The following is a 15,681-nucleotide window of genomic DNA, read 5'->3' as shown; positions in this document are numbered from 1 at the left end:
CGAGCCCTAACGGTTGCTCGTCGGCGCGGGTGAGGGAACGGGTGCGGGCTGTGCTCCGGCGGCGCAGCCCGCGGCGAACAAGGCGAACACGGCAGCCCCCACCGCAACCAGGACGCGGATCGACGACGTGCCCATGCTGGTCTTCTTCGCGGTCATCGAGTGGCCTTTCGTCTCCGAGTCACGATCCGTGACCCCCAAAATCGTTCCGCGCCAGATACTAACGTCTGATCACATTGCGCCCCCACCCGCTGGGCCGTCAGGGGGTTTGCATTGCCCGCGCGCGGCGTCTAATGTCGGCGCTCGTGCGTCTTTTCACCAACGCGGTAGTAGCCAGCACCCGTAGCGGGGTCTGATCCGGACCGACCCCCCGCTGCGGGTCGGACGTCACTGCCGTCGGTCGCTCTCCTTCTTCAGAGCAGAGAAAACCGAAATGCCGCTCACCAAGCCCGTTTTCCCGTCCGCACCGGCCGGCGCCCCCGATGCCGGCGCCTCGTTCCGTCGCCACTTCGGTGTCGGACTGCCCCGCGGTCTGCGAGAACAGTCCGCCGCGATGTCCTGGGAGACCTTCGTGGCCACGTACGCGCCCACCGCCGGTCCGCTGCGGTTGGGGCACTGGGCCTGCGTCGACGCCGACCGGCCGGCGGGCCGGATCGGCCCGCAGGCCCGCAATTACCGCGCCGTGATCGCCGTCGGCGACCGCATCACCACCTCCACGGCCGCCGCCGGCGGGCCGGTCGCGGCGCTCACCGCGATGCTGCACGAGCGCGGAATCACCTTGGAGATCATGAGCTTTCACCAAATGCGGTCCGAGGGGCCGACGGCAACGCTGGTGTGCGCCGCCAGCGACGGCCGCGCGCGGTGGGCCATGGGCCTGTCGGAGGACCCGACGCAGTCGGCGCTGCGCGCGGTGATCGCCTCTGCGAACCGGCTGGCGTCCGACGGCTGAGGCCGTCAGAGCGGGCGCAGCACGATCGGCATGCCGTCCTTGGGCACCGGCATGCCGCCGTAATCCCACTCCGCTTCGTATCCCGGGCGGGGCAGTTCGATCCGGTACTTGCGCAGCAAGCGGTGCAGGATCGTCTTGATCTCCAACTGCCCGAACACCATTCCGATGCACTTGTGGGCGCCGCCACCGAAGGGGGTGAACGCGTAGCGGTGCCGCTTGTGCTCGTTGCGCGGCTCGGTGAACCGGTCGGGGTCGAACTTCAGCGGATCCGTCCAGATCTCGGGCAACCGGTGATTCATCCCCGGGTAGGCGATGACGTTGGTGCCCTTGGGGATGAAGTAGCCCAGCAGATCGGTGTCGCGGACAGTTTGCCGCATGGCCCACTGCACCGGCGTCACGAGCCGGATGGACTCGTTGATCACGAGGTCCAGCGACTCCAGCTTCTCCAGCGAGTCGATGTCGAGCGGACCGTCGCCGAGCCGGTCGGACTCGTCGCGGCACCGCTCCTGCCAGTCCGGGTTGGCGGCCAGCTGATAGGCCATGGTGGTCGCGGTCGACGTCGACGTGTCGTGCGCGGCCATCATCAGAAAGATCATGTGGTTGACGATGTCCTCGTCGGAGAACTTGTTGCCGTCCTCGTCCTCGGTCTGGCAGAGCACCGACAGCAGGTCGTTGCCGTTCTTGCCGCGTTGTTCGGCCACCCGCTCGCGGAAGTAGTTCTCCAGCAGTTCGCGCGCCTTGAGGCCGCGCCACCAGGTGAACGGTGGGACGGGAGTCCGGATTATCGCGTTGCCCGCGCGGGTGGTGACCGCGAAGGCCTTGTTCACCTTGGTGACCAGTTCCCGATCGGTGCCCGGCTCGTGGCCCATGAACACCATCGAGGCGATATCGAGCGTCAGTTCCTTCATCGCCGGATAGAGCAGGAAGCGCGCGTCATTTGGCACCCAGTCGTTGGCGACCGTCTGCGACACCACCTTGTCCATCTGCTCGACGTAGCTGACCAGCCGGGAGCGCACGAACGCCTCCTGCATGATCCGGCGGTGAAACATGTGCTCGTCGAAGTCGAGCAGCATCAGCCCGCGGTGGAAGAACGGCCCGATCACCGGGACCCAGCCCTGCTGTGAATAGTCCTTGTTGCGGTTGGAGTAGATGACCTGCGCGGCGTCGGGGCCCAGCGCCGCGACACCCGGCAGCACGGGCGAGTCGCCGAACACGACCGGGCCGCGGGTGTTGTAGAGAAACATGAGGTAATCCGGGCCGCCGCGCAGCATCTCGATGATGTGCCCGATCAGCGGCAGGCCCGCGTCGCCGACGACCGGCTTGAGTCCGCTGCCGGCCGGCGGCTCGGCCAGCGTGTGCTCCGGGAACTTGGTGTTGAGCAGCCGGCGCTCGACCATCCCCATGCCGGGAAAGTTGTTGAACGACGGGGTGAACCGGCGCCGGGCCTGGTCCAGCAGGTAGTTCGGGGTGCTGATGGTGGCGGCCATACGCGCTCCTTTGCGTGCCCGGGTTGGGTGACGGCAGTCACCGATCCCTATCCTTCGACAGAAACTTGACGCCTGTCAAGTTTGCTTTTCCGGCGGCGTGGTGCAAGGTCGGGGGGTGAGCCGCCACGCCGCAAATCCGGAGCCGGGCGCCCGCCGGCGCGGCGACAAGCAGCGGCAAGCGATCCTGGCTGCCGTGCGCGAACTCCTGCAGGAGAAGCCGTTCGCCGAGTTGTCGGTGAGCACGATCAGCGTGCGCGCCGGGGTCGCCCGGTCGGGCTTCTACTTCTATTTCGACTCCAAATACGCGGTGCTCGCCCAGCTGATGGCCGAGGCGACCGAAGAGCTCGAGGAACTCACCCAGGATTTCGCCCCCCGCTCCCCGGGCGAGACGCCCGAGGAGTTCGCCAAGCGGATGGTCGGCAGCGCAGCGGCGGTGTTCGCGCACAACGACCCGGTGATGACCGCCTGCAACGACGCGCGCAACACCGACGTCGAGATCCGCGACATCATGGACCGGCAGTTCGAGGTCGTGCTGCACCAGATCGTCGCCATCGTGGAAGCCGAGTTGGCGGCCGGCACGGCCAGCCCCATCAGCGACGACCTCCCGACGCTGATCCGCACCCTGGCGGGAACGACCGCGCTGATGCTCACCGGCGACCCGGTCCTGGCCGGCCGCGACACCGATCGGGACCGCCGCGTCCGGGTGCTCGAGCGGTTGTGGCTGCACGCGCTGTGGAGCGGACCCCGGGCCGACCCGTAGCCGCCGGTATCGTCACGGCCATGGCGCAGAAGGCATCCGGATATTTCGCGGGGAAGCGGTGCCTGGTCACCGGCGCGGCCAGCGGCATCGGCCGCGCGACCGCGTTGCGGCTGGCCGCGCAGGGCGCCGAGCTTTATCTGACCGACCGCAATGCCGACGGCCTCGAGCTGACCGTCGCCGACGCCCGCGCGCTGGGCGCCCGGGTGCCCCGGCACCGGGCCCTCGACATCGCCGACTACGCCGAGGTGGCCGCGTTCGCCGCCGAGGTTCACGACGTGCACCCGAGCGTCGACGTCGTGCTGAACATCGCCGGGGTGTCGGCCTGGGGCACCGTCGACCGCCTGACCCACGAGCAGTGGACCAAGATGGTCTCGGTCAACCTGATGGGACCCATTCACGTGATCGAGACCTTCGTGCCGCCGATGGTGGCGGCGCGGCGGGGCGGCCACCTGGTCAACGTGTCGTCGGCCGCGGGGCTGGTCGCGCTGCCCTGGCATGCCGCCTACAGCGCCAGCAAGTTCGGCCTGCGCGGCCTGTCGGAGGTGCTGCGCTTCGACCTGGCGCGCCACCGCATCGGGGTGTCGGTCGTGGTGCCCGGCGCCGTGCACACCCCGCTGGTCGACACGGTCGAGATCGCCGGTGTGGACCGGTCGGACCCGAACGTCGCCCGCTGGGTGAACCGGTTCACCGGCCACGCCATCGCCCCGGAGAAGGCGGCCGAGAAGATCCTGGCCGGCGTCGCGAAGAACCGGTACCTCATCTACACGTCGCAGGACATCCGGGCCTTCTATGCCTTCAAGCGGCTGGCGTGGTGGCCCTACAGCGTGGCGATGCGCCAGGTGAACGTGATCTTCACCAGGGTGCTGCGGCCCGCGCCGGCGATGCAGGCCGCCCAGCGGCCTGAGGAGGAGGCGGGGAATCGGCCCTAGCGCCGATGGTGGCGACCCGCTTCGCGCGGCTGCGCCGCGCTCGCGATCACCACTGGCGCCGATGGTGGCGACCCGCTTCGCGCGGCTGCGCCGCGCTCGCGATCACCACTGGCGCCGATGGTGGCGACCCGCTTCGCGCGGCTGCGCCGCGCTCGCGATCACCACTGGACCGGCATGGCCAGTTCGAGGCGAACGCCGAGAAGGCGGACGGGCCGGTCGAGCTCGAACAGGTCCAGGACGCGCAGCGCGGCGGTGGTGATGGCGTCGCGGTCGGTGGTGGGCGCGTCGAGCTTGCGGATCTTCGTGCGGGTGTAGAACGTCGCGGTCCGCACGGTGACCGCCACCCGGGTGACGGTCCGCCCGTCGCGGGTGACGTCGTCCAGCGCACGGTGTGCTAACTCGGTTATGGCGCAATCCATCTCGTGCCGTTCTGTGAGGTCGCGAGGAAAGGTGACGACGTGGCTGCGCGAGCGCGGGATCCACGGTTGCGCGCTGACGCGGGCGTCCCCGCCGCCTTTGGCGAGCAGCAGCAGCCACAGGCCCGTGCGCGGGCCGAACGTCGACGTGAGCAGCTCCGAGTCGCTGTCGGCGAGCTCCCGGACGGTTGTAATACCAAGTGAGGCAAGTTTTTTCGCTGTCTTCGGGCCGACGCCCCAGAGCGCGTCGACGGGGCGGTCGGCCATCAACGTCATCCAGTTGGCGTCGGTGAGGCCGAATACGCCGGCGGGCTTGGCGAACCCGGTGGCCACCTTGGCCCGTTGCTTGTTGTCGCTGAAGCCGACCGAGCACGACAGGCCGGTTTCCGCCGAGATCACCGCGCGGATGTGTTCGGCGAGGGCCAGCGCGTCAGTGGGGCCGTCGAGTTCGGCGCCCAGATAGGCCTCGTCCCAGCCCCACACCTCGACCGGGTGCCCCAGGTCGCGCAGCACGCCCATCACCCGCTCGGACGCCGCGTCGTAGGCGTCGGGATCGGACGGCAGGAACGTCGCGCCGGGACAGCGCCGCGCGGCGGCGCGCAGCGGCATTCCGGCGTGCACGCCGAACTCGCGTGCCTCGTAGGAGGCGCACGTCACGACCTTGCGCGGTTCCGTCGGGTCGCCGCTGCCGCCGACGATGACCGGCAGGCCGGCCAACTCGGGATGGCGGCGCAACTCCACCGACGCGAGGAACTGGTCGAGGTCCACGTGCAGCACCCACGCGGTGCCCATCACTTTCCGCACAATTTGCGGGCCAGGCTCTCCCACGCGGCACCCAGGGTCTGCAGGGTGTGGCCGCCCTCGTTGAGCTGATGCTCCACGTAGTGCACGTCGAGCAGCGCCAGCAGCGCGTCGGCCTGCGCGTCGAGGTCGCCGGTGGTGCCCGCGGACTGCAGCAGCATGCGCACGTGGGTGCGAGCCACCATGGCCGGCGCGTTGTGCCGGCTCTGCGGGTCCCGGTTGGCCGCCGACAGCAGTGCACGATGGGTGTGCACGAAGCGGATCCGCGCGTGGCCGAAGGCCACCAACCGCTCCAGCGGCGGCGCCTCGGGACCCAGCGGCGGCGGCCCGAACAGGAAGGCCTGCTGGTTGACCCGCTCGTCCTCGTCGAGCAACACCATCATCAGGCCGGCCCGGTTGCCGAACCGGCGGAACACGGTGCCCTTGCCGACCCCGGCGGCCGCGGCGACGTCGTCCATGGTGACGGCGTCGGCGCCGCGCTCGGCGATGAGGCGGCGCGCCGCGTCCAGCAACAGGGCGCGGTTGCGTGCCGCGTCGCCCCGCTCGCGCTGGGACGCCTGTGGGGCGAATACGGGCAACGCGGCCAGGGGCTCGCTCATGAGTGCACTGTAACGCTGCCGGAATAAAACGGACCATAGTCCGGTTGGGCCGTGCGAGGATCAACACCAACTATCGAAGGGGAGTCCGACAGTGGCAACCAAGATTTTGACGTTCGTGGGCAGCCTGCGTGCGGCGTCGGTCAACCGCCAGATCGCCGAGTTGGCGGCGGCGGTGGCTCCGGACGGCGTCACGGTCACGATCTTCGAAGGGCTCGGCGACCTGCCGTTCTACAACGAGGAGATCGACGACGTGATGACCGCCGACGCGCCCCCGCTGGCTCCGGTGGCCGCGTTGCGCGCCGCGGCGGCCGACGCCGACGCAGCCCTGGTGGTCACCCCGGAGTACAACGGCAGCTATCCGGCCGTCGTCAAGAACGCGATCGACTGGCTGTCCCGCCCGTTCGGTGACGGCGCCCTCAAGGGCAAGCCGCTGGCGGTGATCGGGGGCTCCTTCGGTCGGTACGGGGGCGTGTGGGCGCACGACGACACGCGCAAGTCCTTCGGAATCGCCGGCGCGCGGGTCGTCGAGGACCTGAAGCTCTCGGTGCCGTTCACGACGCTGGAAGGCAAGGCGCCCGCGGAGCACGCCGAGCTGTCGGCGAATGTGCGGGACATCGTGGGCAAACTCGCCGCCGAAGTCGGCTGACTCCGGCGGTATCGAAAAGCCGCTCGGTGGCGACGAGCCACCTTCGTTCCTGGCATTACCCAAAGCCGCCGGCGCCCGCCGGCGGCTTTGCTGGCTGCTCGCCCCGGCGTCGTTTCCGCCCGCGTTGTCGGTGGCCGGTGATATACCGGTGCACACGGGTGCCCCCGGCGCCGTTTGTGACGTGCGACACGCCGGGGCGAAATCCGCGACAGCACTTACGACCAGGGAATTTCAAAAATGTTATTCAGAACATGTTGTATCTCTACCTCTTGTCAGCCACTAGGTGTAGTGTTCCGGGGACCGGCAGATCCCAGGGCGATCCAGCCAGAACGGCTCGGAGGACCCCCCGGAATCGGCTCGAAGATGTCGAAGCCAGGTCTTCGCTCCGCAGAGCCGCTCCCCGGGAATCAGGGGCCATGACGGACCGCTGTACATAGCAAAGACGCAGATTCAGGTAGTTGCCAGTCCCCAGACCCCCTTCCGCAAAGGAGCGGCATTCATGAGTGTCACCGTCTACACCAAGCCGGCATGCGTGCAGTGCAGCGCCACCTACAAGGCCCTCGACAAGCAGGGCATCGCCTACGACAAGGTCGACATCACGCTGGACCCCGAGGCCCGCGACTACGTGATGGCGCTGGGCTACCTGCAGGCCCCCGTGGTGGTGACGGCCGACGGCCACTGGTCGGGTTTCCGGCCGGACCGCATCAAGGCGATCTCGGCCGCCGAGCTGAGCGCCTGAACGTCGGCGGACGAAAGACGATAGACAAGGAAGGTTGCGGTGCCATGGACGTCACGGGGCCCAACCTGGTCTATTTCTCCAGCGTGTCGGAGAACACCCACCGCTTCGTGGAGAAGCTGGGTCTGCCCGCCACGCGGATCCCGCTGCACGGCCGCATCGAGGTCGATCAGCCGTACGTGCTGATCCTGCCGACGTACGGCGGGGGACGGGCCACGCCCGACCTCAACGCCGGCGGCTACGTCCCCAAACAGGTGATCGCCTTTTTGAACGACGAGCACAACCGATCGTTGATCCGCGGCGTCATCGCCGCGGGCAACAACAACTTCGGCGCGGAATTCGCCTACGCGGGCGACGTGGTCTCCCGCAAATGCGGCGTTCCGTACCTGTACCGCTTCGAACTGATGGGAACCCCGGACGACGTGGAAGCCGTCCGCGCGGGCCTGGCAAATTTCTGGGCTGAATTCTGGAAGGAACAGACGTGCCACCAACCGTCACTGCAGAGCCTGTAACGTCCGGCGCCCACGCGCTACCGGGGGAGACGGACTACCACGCGCTCAACGCGATGCTGAATCTGTATGACGCCGACGGCAAGATTCAGTTCGACAAGGACCGCGAGGCCGCTCATCAGTACTTCCTGCAGCACGTCAACCAGAACACGGTGTTCTTCCACAACCAGGACGAGAAACTCGACTACCTGATCAAGGAGAACTACTACGAGCGTGAGGTGCTCGACCAGTACAGCCGCAACTTCGTCAAGACGCTGCTGGACCGCGCCTACGCCAAGAAATTCCGGTTCCCGACGTTCCTCGGCGCGTTCAAGTACTACACCTCCTACACGCTGAAGACCTTCGACGGGAAGCGCTACCTGGAGCGTTTCGAGGACCGCGTCGTGATGGTCGCGCTGACGCTGGCCGCCGGCGACACCGTGCTTGCCGAGAAGCTCGTCGACGAGATCATCGACGGGCGGTTCCAGCCGGCCACCCCGACCTTCTTGAACTCGGGAAAGAAGCAGCGCGGCGAACCGGTGTCCTGCTTCCTGCTGCGCATCGAGGACAACATGGAGTCCATCGGGCGTTCCATCAACTCGGCGCTGCAGCTGTCCAAGCGTGGCGGGGGGGTCGCGTTGCTGCTGAGCAACATTCGCGAGCACGGCGCCCCGATCAAGAACATCGAGAACCAGTCCTCGGGCGTCATCCCGATCATGAAGCTGCTCGAGGACTCCTTCTCCTACGCCAACCAGCTCGGGGCACGCCAGGGCGCCGGCGCGGTGTACCTGCACGCGCACCACCCCGACATCTACCGCTTCCTGGACACCAAGCGGGAGAACGCCGACGAGAAGATCCGGATCAAGACGCTGAGCCTCGGGGTCGTGATCCCCGACATCACCTTCGAGCTGGCCAAGCGCAACGAGGACATGTACCTGTTCTCGCCGTACGACGTCGAGCGCGTCTACGGGGTTCCGTTCGCCGACATCTCGGTGACCGAGAAGTACTACGAGATGGTCGACGACGCGCGCATCCGCAAGACCAAGATCAAGGCGCGCGAGTTCTTCCAGACGCTGGCCGAGCTGCAGTTCGAGTCCGGCTACCCGTACATCATGTACGAGGACACGGTGAACCGGGCCAATCCCATCGAGGGCAAGATCACCCACTCGAACCTGTGCTCGGAGATCCTGCAGGTGTCCACGCCGTCGCGGTTCAACGAGGACCTGTCGTACGCCCACGTGGGCAAGGACATTTCCTGCAACCTCGGGTCGCTGAACATCGCCAAGGCCATGGACTCGCCGGACTTCGCCCAGACCATCGAGGTGGCCATCCGCGCGCTGACCGCGGTGAGCGACCAGACGCACATCACGTCGGTGCCATCAATCGAGCAGGGCAACAACGACTCCCACGCGATCGGGCTCGGGCAGATGAACCTGCACGGGTACCTGGCTCGCGAGGGCGTCTTCTACGGGTCCGAGGAAGGCATCGACTTCACCAACATCTACTTCTACACGGTGCTCTACCACGCCCTGCGCGCCTCGAATCGCATCGCCATCGAACGCGGTTCGCGTTTCAAGGGTTTCGAGCGGTCCAAGTATGCGTCGGGGGAGTTCTTCGACAAGTACACCGACCAGGTGTGGGAGCCGGCGACCCCGAAGGTGCGTCAGCTCTTCGCCGACGCCGAGATCCGGATCCCGACCCAGGACGACTGGAAGCGGCTCAAGGAGTCGGTCCAGGCGCACGGCATCTACAACCAGAACCTGCAGGCGGTGCCGCCGACCGGGTCGATCTCCTACATCAACCATTCGACGTCGTCGATCCACCCGATCGTGTCCCGGATCGAGATTCGCAAGGAGGGCAAGATCGGACGGGTCTACTACCCGGCGCCCTACATGACCAACGACAACCTGGAGTACTACCAGGACGCCTACGAGATCGGCTACGAGAAGATCATCGACACCTACGCGGCGGCCACCCAGCACGTGGACCAGGGGCTCTCGCTGACGCTGTTCTTCAAGGACACGGCCACCACCCGCGACGTGAACAAGGCGCAGATCTATGCCTGGCGCAAGGGCATCAAGACGCTGTACTACATCCGGCTGCGGCAGATGGCCCTGGAGGGCACCGAGGTCGAAGGCTGCGTCTCCTGCATGCTGTAGGCGGCTCGACATCTCGCCGAACGTGCATTCATTGCGAATTTTGGGGTTGTTTTTCGCAACCAGTGCACGCTCGGCGAAGGCGGTCCCGCCGCGGGAGCGCCAGTCCGCCCAGGTCAGCGGGTCCTGCGCGGTATGGTGCTTGATGTGGTGAGAATTCCGCGACCGCCGCACCCCAGCGTCAAGCCCGGGGTCAAGGTCGACGCGCGCAGCGAGCGCTGGCGCGAACACCGCAAGAAGGTGCGCGGCGAGATCGTCGACGCCGCGTTCCGCGCGATCGACCGGCTCGGGCCCGAGCTCAGCGTGCGCGAGATCGCCGAGGAGGCCGGCACCGCCAAGCCGAAGATCTACCGGCATTTCCACGACAAGTCCGACCTGTTCCAGGCGATCGGGGAGCGGCTGCGCGACATGCTGTGGGGGGCGATCTTCTCCTCGATCGACCTCAAGACCGACTCGGCGCGCGAAGTGATCCACCGCGCCGTCGAGGAGTACGTCAACCTCGTCGACGAGCACCCCAACGTGCTGCGGGTCTTCATCGAAGGCCGGTCCGCGGCCAGCCCCCAGATTCTCGACGAGGGCCGCGGCATCACCCTGGCCGTGGCCGACATGTTCGACAACGAGCTGCGCGAGATGGAGCTCGACCACGCCGCGATCGAACTGGCGGGGCACGCGGCGTTCGGGTCCGCCGCGTCGTCCACCGAGTGGTGGCTGGGCCCGGAGGCGGACAGCCCGCGGCGGATGCCGCGCGACCGGTTCGTCGCGCACCTGACCACGATCATGATCGGGGTGATCGTCGGCACCGCTGAGGCGCTGGGCATCTCGATGGATCCCGACCAGCCGATCCACAGCGTCGTGCCCATCAACTCCGCCGCCAGCTGAGGACTTTCGGCACGTTGACATCGGTCCGGCGATCGTCAACACTCGTGCCATCCGATACCCTCGGTACTAGGTATTCGGGGGAGCTAACAGGAAGACCGATCCACCGTGACCGATGCCATGACACATGTCGAGCCGACTCAGACGCGCGAACCGGTGCACACCCGGGCCCTGATCATCGGGACCGGCTTCTCCGGTCTCGGCATGGCGATCGCGCTGCAAAAGCAGGGCTTCACCGACCGAGACTTCGTCATCCTGGAGAAGGCCGGCGACATCGGGGGCACCTGGCGGGATAACAGCTACCCCGGCTGCGCCTGCGACATCCCGTCACACCTGTACTCGTTTTCGTTCGAGCCCAAGCCGGACTGGCGCAACCCGTTCTCCTACCAGCCCGAGATCTGGGATTACCTCCAGGGCGTCACCGACAAGTACGGGCTGCGCCGCTACATCGTGTTCAACTCGCATGTCGACCGCGCCCACTGGGACGACGACGAGAACCGGTGGCACGTGTTCACCGCCGACGGCCGCGAATACGTCGCGCAGTTTTTGATCTCCGGCGCGGGCGCGCTGCACATCCCGTCGTTCCCCGACATCGAGGGTCGCGACGAATTCGCCGGTCCCGCTTTCCATTCCGCGGAGTGGGACCACAGCGTCGACCTGACCGGCAAGCGCGTGGCGATCATCGGCACCGGCGCCAGCGCGATTCAGATCGTGCCCGAGATCGTCGGTCAGGTCGCCGAGCTGCAGCTCTACCAGCGCACCCCGCCGTGGGTGGTGCCGCGCTCCAACCCGGATATCCCGCCGGTGCTGCGCCGGGCCATGGAGAACGTCCCCGGGCTGCGCGCGCTGACGCGCCTGGGGATCTACTGGGCCCAGGAGGCGCTGGCCTTTGGCATGACCAAGCGGCCGAACGCGCTGAAGTTCATCGAGGCCTACTGCAAATACAACATTCGCCGCTCGGTGAGGGACCGCGAGCTGCGCCGCAAGCTGACGCCGCATTACCGGATCGGGTGCAAGCGAATCCTGAACTCCTCCACCTATTACGGTGCGGTCGCGGATCCCAAGACCCACCTGATCACCGATCCCATCAGCCGCATCACGCCCGACGGGATCGTCACCGCCGACGGCCGGGAACGCAAGGCGGATGTGGTCGTCTATGCCACCGGCTTCCACGTCACCGACTCCTACACCTACGTCCAGATCAAGGGGCGACACGGGGAGGACCTCGTCGATCGCTGGAACCGCGAGGGCATCGGCGCGCATCGCGGCATCACCGTCGCCGACGTGCCCAACCTGTTCTTCCTGCTGGGACCCAACACCGGGCTCGGGCACAACTCCGTGGTGTTCATGATCGAATCGCAGATCCACTACGTCACCGACGCGATCAAGACCTGCGACAAGATGGGCGCACAGGCGCTCGCGCCCACCCGCGAAGCGCAGGACGCCTTCAACGACGAACTGCAACGCAAACTGTCGCACTCGGTGTGGAACAGCGGCGGCTGCAGCAGCTGGTACCTCGACGAGCACGGCAGGAACACCGTGCTCTGGGGCGGCTACACGTGGCAGTACTGGCGGGCCACCCGCGGGGTCAAGCGCGACGAGTACCGGTTCTTCGGGGTACGCCGCCGTCACAAGGACCTGAGCCCCACCGGGTAGGCGTAACGAGTTCACGTTTCCCAGAGCCATCGGGATTTACACTGGGAGGGAAATGAGCGCCTATCAGACCGTCGTGGTCGGCACCGATGGTTCGGATTCGTCGCTGCGTGCGGTGGACCGCGCAGCCGCGATCGCCGCGGAGCACGGCGCGAAATTGATCGTTGCGACCGCGCATTCCCCGGTCTCGGTGGAAAAGGGCCGCTACGCCATCCCGCCGGGGAGCGACCACGGTCAGGACTACCGGACGGTGGGCGAGGCCCCCTTCTACGCGATCCTGCAGAACGCCAGGGAGCGGGCGCACCAGGCCGGGGCCAAGAACGTGGAGGAGAAGCCGATCGTCGGTGCCCCCATCAATGCGCTGGTGCAGCTTGCCGAGGAGGTCGCCGCCGACCTGCTCGTCGTCGGCAATGTCGGGCTCAGCAGCGTCGCCGGGCGGCTGCTGGGCTCAGTCCCATCCGAAGTCTCCCGCAGGGCCAAGACCGACGTGCTGATCGTCCACACCACAGACTGAGGCATCGTTGAGGATGGTTCGGCGCTGTCGTCACGCGCCAGGCGTCGGGCCGTGTCCGCGCAGCAGCCGGATGAACGCGCCCGCGGCCGCATCCACGCCGGCCTCGTCGTCGGTGGCGACCAGGTCCAGCAGCAGTCCACGGGTGACCGCCAGCCCGAGCCTGGCCATCGGGCCATCGTATGCGGCACCGGCGGCCGACTCGACCTCGCCGAGCCAGCCGTCGACGGCGGCGGGAACCATTCGCGTGAACGGCTTTTCGCCCTGGGCCGCGCGCGAGTAGCACTCGAAGAAGAGGCGTTCGAACTGCCGCAGTTCGGGGCGACGGAGGTCGGCCCACATCGCGGCGAAGCCGTCGGCCGGATCCTCCGGCAATCCGGGAACGAGGGCCATCTGGCGCCGCTCGGCCTCCCCGACGATCGCGATCAACAAGTCTTCTCGGGAACCGAAGTGGTGCAACAGCATCCGGTGACTCGTGCCGACCGCGGCGGCGACGTCGCGCAGCGAGCGGTCACCGATACCGTTCGCGGCGAACTCGTCGAACAGCGCGTGCAGTAGTTCGCGGCGCCGTTCGGTGTCAGGCGCGCGGGCCATTGGCGCCGCTGACCTGCTCGGACCGGGCCTTGAGGCCGTTGGCCTCCATCGCGAGGAATCGCTTGGTCCGCTTGACCGTCAAGCGCCCCACCAGCGCGCCGAGCAGACCCCGCTGATCGAGTTCTTGGCGCACCAGGGTGCGGCCGCCGGGGAGGCCGGTGACGTGATGGCGAGCGATCACCCGCACGCCGGGGGAGCGGTGCACCCAGGTCCAGCAGGTACCGGGTTCGATCTCGGCGACCTTCCAGATCAGCCTCTGCAGGCCGGGTTGCTTGATCGCGAATCGGTTGCCCACGGCGAGGGCGGATCCGTCGAGGCCCGCCAGGGAGGTTACCGACGCGGTCCACTGGGGCCAGTGCTCGACGTCGCTGAAGACATCCCACACGACCTGGGGCGGCGCGTCTATCCGGATGCTGTCTTCGATAATCATGTACCAAATGGTACATGCAACTTCGCGGTCAACAACAGCCCTCAGGCGACGCGCGCGTTGAGATGCTTGAGGGCGGCCTCGGCGCCGTTCCACCCGGGGATCCCGGTCACCCCCGGACCCGGGTGGGTGCACTGGCCGCAGAGGTAGAGCCCGTCGACCGGGGTGGCGAACTTGTCCTCGCCCTCGACGACGCGGCCCGTCCACAGCTGGTTGGGCTGCAGCAGGCCGTGGGAGTAGTCGCCGGCATGTGCGCTGAAGGTGCTGCCGAAGTACCGGTTGGAGAACACCACGCGGTTGGTGACCGACTCGGCGAACCCGGGGGCGAAGGTGTCGAAGATCCGCACGCAGGTGTCGGCGTATTGCTCCTTCCAGCTTCGGTTCTCGTCGGCGTCCAGGCCGGTGGGGAAGTAGGGCGTGAAGATCGTCGCGCTGTGCTTGCCTTCGGGGGCCAGTGACGAGTCGACCATGCTGGGTATGTACAGATAGGTGGGCGGGGCGTCGGGAAGCTGTCCCTTGCGGTACTGCTCCCAGGCGTCGCTGATGTACTCCGGTGACGGCGCGTAGGCCACGGTGGGACACCACTGTCCGTTGTCATGCATGAAGGGCTGCAGCCGCTCGATCCATTGCGGCGCCTGGTCAATGGTCAGGTGGGCCTGGATGTAACCCAGGTTGAAGTTGATCTCCTTGACCTTGCGGATGTAGTCCGGTGGGAAGTGCTGCGCGCCGGCCAGATTCACGAATGTGGTGTACGGGTCGAGCGACGACAGCACGGCGTCGGCGGAAATCGTTGTGCCGTCGCGGAGTTGGACGCCCGTGGCGCGCCCGTCGGCGACCAGGATCTCCTTGACGTGGTGTTTGAGCTGCACCTCGGCGCCCAGCGATTCGGCGCGCCGGCACAGCGCCGCGCTCAGCGAGCCGATGCCGCCGCGCGGCATGATGTATTCGACGCTGCCGCCGCCGATCAGGTAGTGATAAAGCGTCGAGGCGTTCGAGCCCGGCGTCCAGGGTCCGCCGTCGAAGGCGTCGATCGACATCGCGGCCAGCGAGCCCTGGATGCAGCGGCCCTGGTCGGGCGCCAGGAAGCGGCGGACCGTGTCCATCGTGCTGCCGTACCACATCTGGGCGAAGTCGTGCCGAGCCTCGGGCGTGGGCTGCGCGGCGATCACCTCGATGATGTCGGGCGGGGGCCCGAACGCCGAGTCGACGAAGTAGGGCGCGTACCGGCCGATGTGTGCGAACAGGCCGCCGAGGGCGGTCGCGACGTCGGGTCCGTGGTCCTCGATGAGGTGGCGGCCCATGCGCTCGAGGTCGTTGTACATCACGAACGGAGTGTCTTCGGCGTCGCCGAACGTGCACGTCGACGTCCACTGCTCCATCAGCTCGAAGCCCCACTTGGTGAGCTCGAGGCGTTCGGTCATCTCCTGGCGCCAGATCAGGACCGCCCAGGCGCCGACGCTGTGCTTGTAGCCGTCGAACAGCTCGCGGGTCGCGGCCATGCCGCCGAGGAAGTTGGCCCGTTCCAGCACAAGCACTTTCGCCCCGGACTTGGCGAGCACGTTCGCCGCCACCAGGCCGTTGTGGCCGGCGCCGATGATGATCGCGTCGTAGTCGGACATCGCCACTCCTTCGATCGGCTGAAAGGCACAATGTCAC

The 15,681-nt window shown here is 67.3% G+C and carries 17 protein-coding genes; 10 read left to right on the top strand and 7 right to left on the bottom strand.

Annotation, left to right across the window (positions count from 1 at the left end):
* Positions 1-6 precede the first annotated feature (6 nt).
* Positions 7-156: a hypothetical protein gene (locus tag G6N48_RS12220; RefSeq protein ID WP_161494179.1), complete on the bottom strand. Its 150-nt coding sequence runs from the start codon at positions 154-156 to the stop codon at positions 7-9.
* Between the two features lie 274 nt (positions 157-430).
* Between G6N48_RS12220 and G6N48_RS12215 the strand changes: the two genes are divergently transcribed.
* Positions 431-946 carry a 2-isopropylmalate synthase gene (locus G6N48_RS12215; RefSeq protein ID WP_085267916.1) on the top strand — a complete coding sequence of 172 codons (516 nt, stop codon included), beginning with the start codon at positions 431-433 and terminating at the stop codon, positions 944-946.
* 5 nt (positions 947-951) lie between these two features.
* Here the strand turns inward: G6N48_RS12215 and G6N48_RS12210 are convergent, their stop codons facing one another.
* Positions 952-2,433, bottom strand: coding sequence for a cytochrome P450 (locus tag G6N48_RS12210; RefSeq protein ID WP_085267917.1), 1,482 nt, complete (start codon positions 2,431-2,433; stop codon positions 952-954).
* Between the two features lie 115 nt (positions 2,434-2,548).
* Here G6N48_RS12210 and G6N48_RS12205 point away from each other — a divergent pair, with 115 nt between their 5' ends.
* Positions 2,549-3,193, top strand: a complete 645-nt coding sequence (locus tag G6N48_RS12205; protein ID WP_085267918.1) for a TetR/AcrR family transcriptional regulator — start codon at positions 2,549-2,551, stop codon at positions 3,191-3,193.
* Positions 3,194-3,213: 20 nt separating this feature from the next.
* Positions 3,214-4,122 (top strand): SDR family oxidoreductase, encoded by a 909-nt coding sequence (locus tag G6N48_RS12200; protein ID WP_085268068.1) that lies wholly within the window; start codon positions 3,214-3,216, stop codon positions 4,120-4,122.
* Between the two features lie 158 nt (positions 4,123-4,280).
* Here the strand turns inward: G6N48_RS12200 and G6N48_RS12195 are convergent, their stop codons facing one another.
* Both G6N48_RS12195 and G6N48_RS12190 read right to left on the bottom strand, forming a co-directional pair.
* Positions 4,281-5,330 carry a DNA polymerase IV gene (locus G6N48_RS12195; RefSeq protein ID WP_085267919.1) on the bottom strand — a complete coding sequence of 350 codons (1,050 nt, stop codon included), beginning with the start codon at positions 5,328-5,330 and terminating at the stop codon, positions 4,281-4,283.
* Complete coding sequence (locus tag G6N48_RS12190; RefSeq protein ID WP_085267920.1) at positions 5,330-5,938, bottom strand: TetR/AcrR family transcriptional regulator; 609 nt, start codon at positions 5,936-5,938, stop codon at positions 5,330-5,332. Before G6N48_RS12190 ends, G6N48_RS12195 begins: the two co-directional genes overlap by 1 nt.
* Before the next feature lie 91 nt (positions 5,939-6,029).
* On the opposite strand from G6N48_RS12190, the gene G6N48_RS12185 reads away from it, so the two are divergent.
* From G6N48_RS12185 to G6N48_RS12155, 7 genes are all read left to right on the top strand, one after another.
* Positions 6,030-6,584, top strand: a complete 555-nt coding sequence (locus G6N48_RS12185) for an NAD(P)H-dependent oxidoreductase (RefSeq protein WP_085267921.1) — start codon at positions 6,030-6,032, stop codon at positions 6,582-6,584.
* Between the two features lie 499 nt (positions 6,585-7,083).
* Entirely contained in the window at positions 7,084-7,323 is a 240-nt protein-coding gene (locus G6N48_RS12180) for a redoxin NrdH (protein WP_085267922.1), read from the top strand.
* A 44-nt stretch (positions 7,324-7,367) separates the two neighbouring features.
* Positions 7,368-7,832 (top strand): class Ib ribonucleoside-diphosphate reductase assembly flavoprotein NrdI, encoded by a 465-nt coding sequence (nrdI, locus tag G6N48_RS12175; protein ID WP_085267923.1) that lies wholly within the window; start codon positions 7,368-7,370, stop codon positions 7,830-7,832.
* Positions 7,802-9,967 carry a class 1b ribonucleoside-diphosphate reductase subunit alpha gene (gene nrdE / locus G6N48_RS12170; RefSeq protein WP_085267924.1) on the top strand — a complete coding sequence of 722 codons (2,166 nt, stop codon included), beginning with the start codon at positions 7,802-7,804 and terminating at the stop codon, positions 9,965-9,967. The genes nrdI and nrdE overlap by 31 nt, the downstream gene beginning before the upstream one ends.
* A gap of 144 nt (positions 9,968-10,111) precedes the next feature.
* Positions 10,112-10,843: a TetR/AcrR family transcriptional regulator gene (locus G6N48_RS12165; RefSeq protein ID WP_139825648.1), complete on the top strand. Its 732-nt coding sequence runs from the start codon at positions 10,112-10,114 to the stop codon at positions 10,841-10,843.
* 117 nt (positions 10,844-10,960) lie between these two features.
* On the top strand, positions 10,961-12,496 hold the full coding sequence (locus tag G6N48_RS12160) for a flavin-containing monooxygenase (protein WP_139825649.1): 1,536 nt from the start codon (positions 10,961-10,963) through the stop codon (positions 12,494-12,496).
* Between the two features lie 52 nt (positions 12,497-12,548).
* Positions 12,549-13,007, top strand: a complete 459-nt coding sequence (locus G6N48_RS12155) for a universal stress protein (protein WP_085267926.1) — start codon at positions 12,549-12,551, stop codon at positions 13,005-13,007.
* Positions 13,008-13,037: 30 nt separating this feature from the next.
* On the opposite strand, the gene G6N48_RS12150 is transcribed toward G6N48_RS12155, so the two are convergent.
* From G6N48_RS12150 to G6N48_RS12140, 3 genes are read right to left on the bottom strand one after another with little or no spacing between them, the layout of a single operon-like run.
* Complete coding sequence (locus tag G6N48_RS12150; RefSeq protein ID WP_085267927.1) at positions 13,038-13,598, bottom strand: TetR/AcrR family transcriptional regulator; 561 nt, start codon at positions 13,596-13,598, stop codon at positions 13,038-13,040.
* Complete coding sequence (locus G6N48_RS12145; protein ID WP_085267928.1) at positions 13,582-14,028, bottom strand: SRPBCC family protein; 447 nt, start codon at positions 14,026-14,028, stop codon at positions 13,582-13,584. The genes G6N48_RS12150 and G6N48_RS12145 overlap by 17 nt, the downstream gene beginning before the upstream one ends.
* A 41-nt stretch (positions 14,029-14,069) precedes the next feature.
* The gene (locus G6N48_RS12140) at positions 14,070-15,644 is read right to left on the bottom strand and encodes a phytoene desaturase family protein (protein ID WP_139825650.1); all 1,575 of its coding nucleotides are present in this window, start codon (positions 15,642-15,644) and stop codon (positions 14,070-14,072) included.
* Between the last annotated feature and the right edge of the window lie 37 nt (positions 15,645-15,681).

The sequence above is a fragment of the Mycobacterium parmense genome (genome assembly GCF_010730575.1).
GTDB lineage: Bacteria > Actinomycetota > Actinomycetes > Mycobacteriales > Mycobacteriaceae > Mycobacterium > Mycobacterium parmense.
This window is presented reverse-complemented; position numbering and strand designations above follow the sequence as displayed.

What these genes read in the sequence shown, in the direction of transcription:
- G6N48_RS12220 (WP_161494179.1), bottom strand. Translation starts at nt 156, where the DNA reads ATGACCGCGAAGAAGACCAGCATGGGCACGTCGTCGATCCGCGTCCTG.
- G6N48_RS12215 (WP_085267916.1), top strand. Translation starts at nt 431, where the DNA reads ATGCCGCTCACCAAGCCCGTTTTCCCGTCCGCACCGGCCGGCGCCCCC.
- G6N48_RS12210 (WP_085267917.1), bottom strand. Translation starts at nt 2,433, where the DNA reads ATGGCCGCCACCATCAGCACCCCGAACTACCTGCTGGACCAGGCCCGG.
- G6N48_RS12200 (WP_085268068.1), top strand. Translation starts at nt 3,214, where the DNA reads ATGGCGCAGAAGGCATCCGGATATTTCGCGGGGAAGCGGTGCCTGGTC.
- G6N48_RS12195 (WP_085267919.1), bottom strand. Translation starts at nt 5,330, where the DNA reads ATGGGCACCGCGTGGGTGCTGCACGTGGACCTCGACCAGTTCCTCGCG.
- G6N48_RS12190 (WP_085267920.1), bottom strand. Translation starts at nt 5,938, where the DNA reads ATGAGCGAGCCCCTGGCCGCGTTGCCCGTATTCGCCCCACAGGCGTCC.
- G6N48_RS12180 (WP_085267922.1), top strand. Translation starts at nt 7,084, where the DNA reads ATGAGTGTCACCGTCTACACCAAGCCGGCATGCGTGCAGTGCAGCGCC.
- nrdI (WP_085267923.1), top strand. Translation starts at nt 7,368, where the DNA reads ATGGACGTCACGGGGCCCAACCTGGTCTATTTCTCCAGCGTGTCGGAG.
- G6N48_RS12160 (WP_139825649.1), top strand. Translation starts at nt 10,961, where the DNA reads ATGACACATGTCGAGCCGACTCAGACGCGCGAACCGGTGCACACCCGG.
- G6N48_RS12155 (WP_085267926.1), top strand. Translation starts at nt 12,549, where the DNA reads ATGAGCGCCTATCAGACCGTCGTGGTCGGCACCGATGGTTCGGATTCG.
- G6N48_RS12150 (WP_085267927.1), bottom strand. Translation starts at nt 13,598, where the DNA reads ATGGCCCGCGCGCCTGACACCGAACGGCGCCGCGAACTACTGCACGCG.
- G6N48_RS12145 (WP_085267928.1), bottom strand. Translation starts at nt 14,028, where the DNA reads ATGATTATCGAAGACAGCATCCGGATAGACGCGCCGCCCCAGGTCGTG.
- G6N48_RS12140 (WP_139825650.1), bottom strand. Translation starts at nt 15,644, where the DNA reads ATGTCCGACTACGACGCGATCATCATCGGCGCCGGCCACAACGGCCTG.